Origin of the sequence: Kitasatospora sp. NPDC056327 (assembly GCF_042261735.1) — a bacterium.
GTDB lineage: Bacteria > Actinomycetota > Actinomycetes > Streptomycetales > Streptomycetaceae > Kitasatospora.
Map to the genome: position 1 here is coordinate 3,688 of NZ_JBHJRC010000304.1, position 6,244 is coordinate 9,931.

The 6,244-nt window shown below is 74.6% G+C and carries 2 protein-coding genes; both read right to left on the bottom strand.

All coding sequences use genetic code 11. The features are described 5' to 3' along the window. A partial coding sequence (locus ACFCX4_RS30585; RefSeq protein ID WP_376149482.1) for a hypothetical protein occupies positions 1 to 5,028 on the bottom strand: 5,028 nt, incomplete at its 3' end. Between the two features lie 521 nt (positions 5,029 to 5,549). Next, on the bottom strand, positions 5,550 to 6,244 hold a 695-nt coding region (locus tag ACFCX4_RS30590), incomplete at its 5' end, for a hypothetical protein (RefSeq protein ID WP_376149485.1).

Consider the following 6,244-nt stretch of genomic DNA (forward strand, 5'->3'; position numbering starts at 1 on the left):
GGCGTCGTCCAGCACCCCGCCCAGATCGTCGGTGAACGACGCGCCCGGGTAGGGGGCCTCACCGGTGTTGGTGACGGTGACGGTCCAGGTGACGGCGCCGCCGGGGGTGGCGACGGCGGGCTGCGCGGTCTTGCGAACCAGCAGCAGGGGGGCGGGCAGGAGGTCCCGGCAGGCGGGGTCGGTGGAGCCGGGAGCGCAGTTGGAGCCGGTGGCGGTGACGCTGTTGGCCAGTCGCCGGTCACCGGCGAGGGTGGCGGTGACGGAGTAGGTGACGGTGGCCGTCGCCCCGGCGGGCAGGGTGCCGGTCCAGGTCAGGACGGGCGCGCTGTAGTCGAGGGTGCCCACGCTCGCCCGGGCGTCACCGTTCCAGACGGCGTCGTCCAGCACCCCGCCCAGATCGTCGGTGAACGACGCGCCCGGGTAGGGGGCCTCACCGGTGTTGGTGACGGTGACGGTCCAGGTGACGGTGTCCCCGGCCTCGACGTCCCTGGGCGCGCCGCGCTTGTCGATCCGCAGGGCCGGCAGCGGCGTGACGGTGCCGCAGGCCCCCTCGCAGGTCGAGTCGCCGGGGCCGGTGACGGCGTTGCGCAGCACCTTGTCACCGGCGGGCGGGTTGCCCACGGTCACGCTGTAGGTGATGACCACGGGGGTGCCGGGGACGACGTCGCCGCTCCAGGTGAGGACGGGCGCGCTGTAGTCGAGGGTGCCGGTGCTCGCCCGGGCGTCGTCGTTCCGGACGGCGTCGTCCAGCACGCCGCTCAGGTCGTCGCGGACGACCGCCGCGGTGTAGGGGGCGGTGCCGGGGTTGGTGAGGCGCAGCGTGTAGGTGACGCGGCCGCCGGGGACGGGGGCGGCGGGGTCCGCGCTCTTCTGGATCCGGAGTTCGCCGACGGGGGTCTCGGCCGCGCACAGGCCCTCGCAGGTGGAGTCGGCGGGGCCGGTGACGGCGTTGCGCAGCACCTTGTCACCGGCGGGCGGGCTGCCCACGGTCACGCTGTAGGTGACGGTGGCGCGGGCGCCGGCGGGCAGGTCCGCGCTCCAGTGCAGCCGGTCCGCGCGGCGCTCGACGCTGCCGAGGGTGGCCGTCGCGTCGTCGTTCCAGGCGGCGTCGTCCAGGACCCCGCTCAGGTCGTCGGTGAACGACGCGCCCGGGTAGGGGGCGGTGCCGGGGTTGGCGGCGGTGACCGTCCAGGTGACCTTCCCGCCGGGGCGGGCGCCGGAGGTGGGGGCCGCGGTCTTGGTGAGGACCAGCCGGGCGATCAGGGTGTCCGTGGCGCACGCGGGGTCGGTGCCGCCGGCCGGGCAGGTGCTGCCGGCCGGGCCGGTGACCGCGTTGCGCAGGTGGTGGTCGCCGGTGGGCGGCCGGGCGACGGTCGCGGTGTAGGTGACCGTCGCGGAGGCCTCCCGGGCGAGGTCCCCCGTCCAGCCGAGCCGTCGGGCGGCGGGGTCGAAGACGGCGGTACCGGTGGAGGCCGTCACGCTGTCGTCCCAGGTGGCGTCGTCGAGCACGCCGGTGAGGTCGTCGGTGAAGGAGGCGCCGGGGTAGGGCGCCTCCCCGGTGCTGGTGACGGTGACGGTCCAGGTGACCCGCTCGCCCGGCCGGGCCTCGGCCGGGACGGCGGTCTTGGCGATCGCCAGGGTGGCGACCGGGGTCACCGTGCCGCAGGCCGGGTCGGCGCCGGCCGGGGCGCCGGGACCGGCGGGGGGACAGCTGGAGTCGGCCGGGCCGGTGACCGCGTTGCGCAGCACCTTGTCACCGGCGGGCGGGGTGCCGACGGTCACGCCGTAGGTGATGGTGACCGCGGCGGAGCGGGGGACGTCGCCGCTCCAGGTGAGGATCCGCGTGCCGGGGTCGAAGGCGGTGCTGCCGGAGGTGGCGCTCGCCGTGGCGTTCCAGCCGGCGTCGTCCAGCACCCCGGTCAGGTCGTCGGTGACGGTGGCGGCGCGGTAGTCGGCGTCGGTGGCGGAGTTGGTGACGGTGAGGGTGTAGGTGACGGTCTCGCCGGGTCTGGCGGAGGCGGGGGCGGCGCTCTTGCGGACGCTCAGGAGGGGGCGGGGGATGACCGAGCGGCAGGCGGGATCGGCGGAGCCGGGCGGACAGTTGGAGTCGGCCGCGGTGACCGTGTTGCGCAGGACCTTGTCCCCGGCGCCGGTGACGGTCACGGTGTAGGTGACGGTCGCGGTGGCACCGACGGCCAGGTCGCCGTTCCAGGTCAGGGCGCGGGTGCCCGGGTCGAAGGCCGCGGTGCCGGAGGTGGCGGTCACCGCGGCGTCCCAGCCGGCGTCGTCGAGGACCCCGGTCAGGTCGTCGGTGAACGAGGCGCCGGGGTACGGCGCGGTTCCGTCGTTGGTGACGGTGAGGGTGTACTTGACGGTGTCGCCGGCCCTCGGGTTGTCCGGGGTGCCGCTCTTGGCGACCCTGAGCGAGCGGACGGTCGTCTCCGTGCCGCAGGACGGATCGGTGCCGCCCGCGGGGCAGTTGGAGCCGTCCGGGCCGGTGACGGCGTTGCGCAGCCGCTTGTCCCCCGCCGGCGGGCTGCCGACGGTGACGCGGTAGGTGACGGTGACGGCGGCGCCCGTGGGGACGTCACCCTGCCAGCCGAAGCGGCGGGCCGACGGGTCGAACGCGGTGGTGCCGGAGGTGGCGGTCACCACGGCGTCCCAGCCGGCGTCGTCCAGGACGCCGGTCAGGTCGTCGGTGAACGAGGCGCCGGGGTAGGCGGCGCGGCCGGTGTTGGTGACGGTGACGGTCCAGGTCAGCCGTTCGCCGGCCGTGACGGTGCCGGCCGAGACGGTCTTGGCGATCGTCAGGGAGGCCAGCGGGGTCACCGTGCCGCAGGAGGGGTCGGCGGTGCCGGGCGGGCAACTGGAGTCCGTGGGGCCGGTGACGGCGTTGCGCAGCACCCTGTCACCGGTGGGCGGTGTCCGCACCGTCACCGAGTAGGTGATGACGACCCGCTGTCCGGGCGCGAGATCACCGGTCCAGGCCAGCCGGGACGTCCCGGCGTCGTAGGACGGCTGGGTGGGCGCCGGCGCGCCGCCGGTGCGGGCGACCGCGTCGCCGCGGTAGTCGGCGTCGTCCACCAGGCCGGAGAGGTCGTCGGTGACGGTGACCCCGGTGCGGATCGCACCGCCGGCGTTCTCGGCCGTGACGGTGTAGGTGACGGTGTCGCCGGGCTTGGCGGACGTGGCGGAGACGCTCTTGGCGAGGACCAGCCCGCTGATGCTCTCGTCCGTCGCGCAGGCCGGATCCGTGGCGCCCGCCGGGCAGTTGGAGCCGTCCGGGCCGACGGCCCGGTTGGTGAGCCGCTTGTTCCCGGCGGGCGGCGAGCCGATCCGCACCGAGTACGTGACGGTGACCGTGGAGCCCCGGGCGACGGTGCCCGTCCAGCGCAGGGTGCGGTCGGCGGGAGTGTAGGTCACGGTACCTGCGGTGGCGCCGTCGGCGGTGCGGGCGGTGGCGTCGTCGTTGTAGACGGCGTCGTCGACCACGTCGGTGAGGTCGTCGGTCAGGGTGGCCCCGGTCCAGTCGGCCTCGCCGTCGTTGGTGAGCGTGACGGTGTAGGTGACGGCCGACCCCGGCTGCGGAGTGGCGGGCGACGCGGACTTGCGGACCGCGAGGCGGGCGAGCGGGACCGTGCTCGTGCAGGCGGGGTCCGTGGACAGCTCGCCGCAGTTGCTGCCGGGCACGGTGACGGTGTTGCGCAGGACGGCGTCACCGGCGGGCGGGGCGGCCACCCGCACCGAGTAGGTGATGGTCACCGTGGCACCGGCCCCGACGTCCCCGTTCCAGCGCAGCGTTCGGGTGGCGGCGTCGTAGACGGGCCGGGGCGCGGGGCCGCCGGGGCCGGTGGTGGTGGCCGAGGCGTCGTCGTTGTAGAGCGCGTCGTCCAGCACGCCGCCCAGGTCGTCGGCGAGCTCCGCGCCGGTGACCGGCACCGCGCCGTCGTTGCGGACGGTGAGCGTGTAGCGGACGCTCTCGCCGGGCCTGGCACTGCGCGGCTCGGCCGTCTTGGCGACCACCAGGCTCGACGTCAGGTTCGGCGCGACGGCGCAGCCCGCCAGGTCGGTGATCGGCCAGCTGCCGCCGGACTCGGAGGTGATCCGCCCGGTCTGGTTGTCCTGCGCGTTGCCGCCCGCCACCTGGACCGAGACTCCGGTGCGGGGGTCGACCCGGTACAGCGCGCCTCCGTAGTACCCCAGGTACACGGCACCGTCGAAGAACGCCATGCCGTAGTTGTTGAAGCCGTTGCCCGCACCGGCACCGGTCACCCGTACCACCTGCACGGTGGTCCCGGTCGCGGGGTCGAGACGGTAGACGTAGGTGGCGCCCGCGTAGACGATGCCGTAGTACACGCCGCCGTCGACGTCGACGAAGATGTCGGGCACGAGCGTGCCGGAGGCGAAGACCGGATCGTTCGCCGGGACGGAGGTGAGGGTGCTGCCGCGCGACCAGGTGCGGGTGGCGCCCGTCGCCAGGTTCATCTCGAACAGCACCGGGGCGCCGCCGTTCTGCGCGCCGTACAGCATGCCGGTGCGCGGATTCGCGCCCAGCCCGCCCCAGTTGACGCCGCCGGGCAGGTTCCGGGTGGCTCCGCCGGCGATCTGGTCGGTCACCGTGTCGGTACCGGAGACATGCTTGTAGAGCTTGAGGTTCGAGGTCGTGTAGCTGGAGTAGAAGGCGGCGACGCGGCCGGTGTCCGGGTCGGTGCCCATGGCCATGTTCGTCGACCAGTAGTCCGGCAGGCCGGCGCCGACCCGCTTGCTGATCACCGTGTTGCGGACGGTCGCGGCGCCGTCGGCGGCGTTGGCGAACTGCATGCCGGAACGGAAGTTGCTGTAGTACAGGTGATCGCAGTCGAAGACGGAGGGAACGTTCTGCCCCTCCACCGCCCAGGTCTGGGCGGAGGCCGGCCCCGCGCCGAGGAGCACGAGGGAAGGCAGCACCAGCAGCAGTACGAGCACCTGGGCGAGCAGCTGGGCGAGCCCGCGCTCGACGCGCGGGCCCAGAGCGGGCAGAGGCCTCACGAAACGACTCCTGTCGACCGACGGCGGCAGTCACAGGAGGTCACAGCGCGGGGCGGATCACCAAGCATCCGCCCCGAGGAGGCCCCCATGATCACCCGTCCGGATGTCACCCCCTCCCAGCGGGTCGGCCCTCGCCGACGCCGCCCGGTCCCTCACGTCTGCCCGCGCGACAGAACCGGCATCCCGTCGTGTGCGGCAGAACCCTGGCGGCCAAGCGCTCCTCCACCCTGACCTCGGCCCACTGACCCTCACCCGGCCTTCGACACGAGCGACGCTCCCGGGCAGCAGCTGATCGTCCACCGGGCCGAACCCGGCGGTTCGAGCGCCCAGGCCCTCGGCCTGCTCGGGTCCCTCCAACCACCTCGGACCGGGCCACCGGGTGGCCGGCCGTCGGCGGGCGGGAGCCGGGGTGAGCGGTTCCGGCGGGCACCGCCGGCCCGGACGAGCGCAGCAACCGAGCCCTGGCGCGGCAACGGGACGCCGTCCGGCGGCCGGGAAACGACGCCCCGGCCATTCGGCCCTCAGAAAGCCGGCCCGGTAGCGCACTTGAGCTGTCGGCCTATCTGCTCGGCGGTGCGGGCGCCCTTGTGGGTCCAGTACTGGCCGGCACCCGGCGCCGCTGCTGCGGCCTTCTCCGTGTCGGCCACATCGCCGGCCGCGCCGGCGGTCGAGCGGTAGCCGATCTCCAGGTGCTTCGGGAGGACCGGCGGTTCCTCGTGGACCGTCCGCTCGGCGAAGCCCTGCGGCACCCAGCCGCTATCTCCGGACTCCGGCGTTCCGAGGATCACGACCCTCCCGGCAGCGGCTTCGGCCGAGACCGGGCCCGCGGCGCCGAACAACTCCCGTCGCTTCCCGGTCACATCGGCCCCGCGCACACCGATGACCGACTCACCGGGACAGAGCGGGAACACCACCTCGACCCGGCCCTGCGAGATCCGGAAGCCGGCGAGGAGCGGCTCCGGGTCCGACAGGAGGCAGCCACTCAGCGCCAGCGCACCGATCCCACCGAGCCCTGCGGACAGGGCACGCTTCAGCCGTTGCACCCGTGGCCCCCGATCCGCACCCCGGCCCGGCGCTCCCGGGTGTCTCCGCATGCGTTCGTCCCGGGCCAAAGTACAGGAACGGGCGGAACCGGCCGACGGTGCGACCGGGGCGGCTTCGCCGTCAGCGACGTCTGCCGACTGGCCCGCCTGCCGGTCGCGCCGCCGTGCACGAA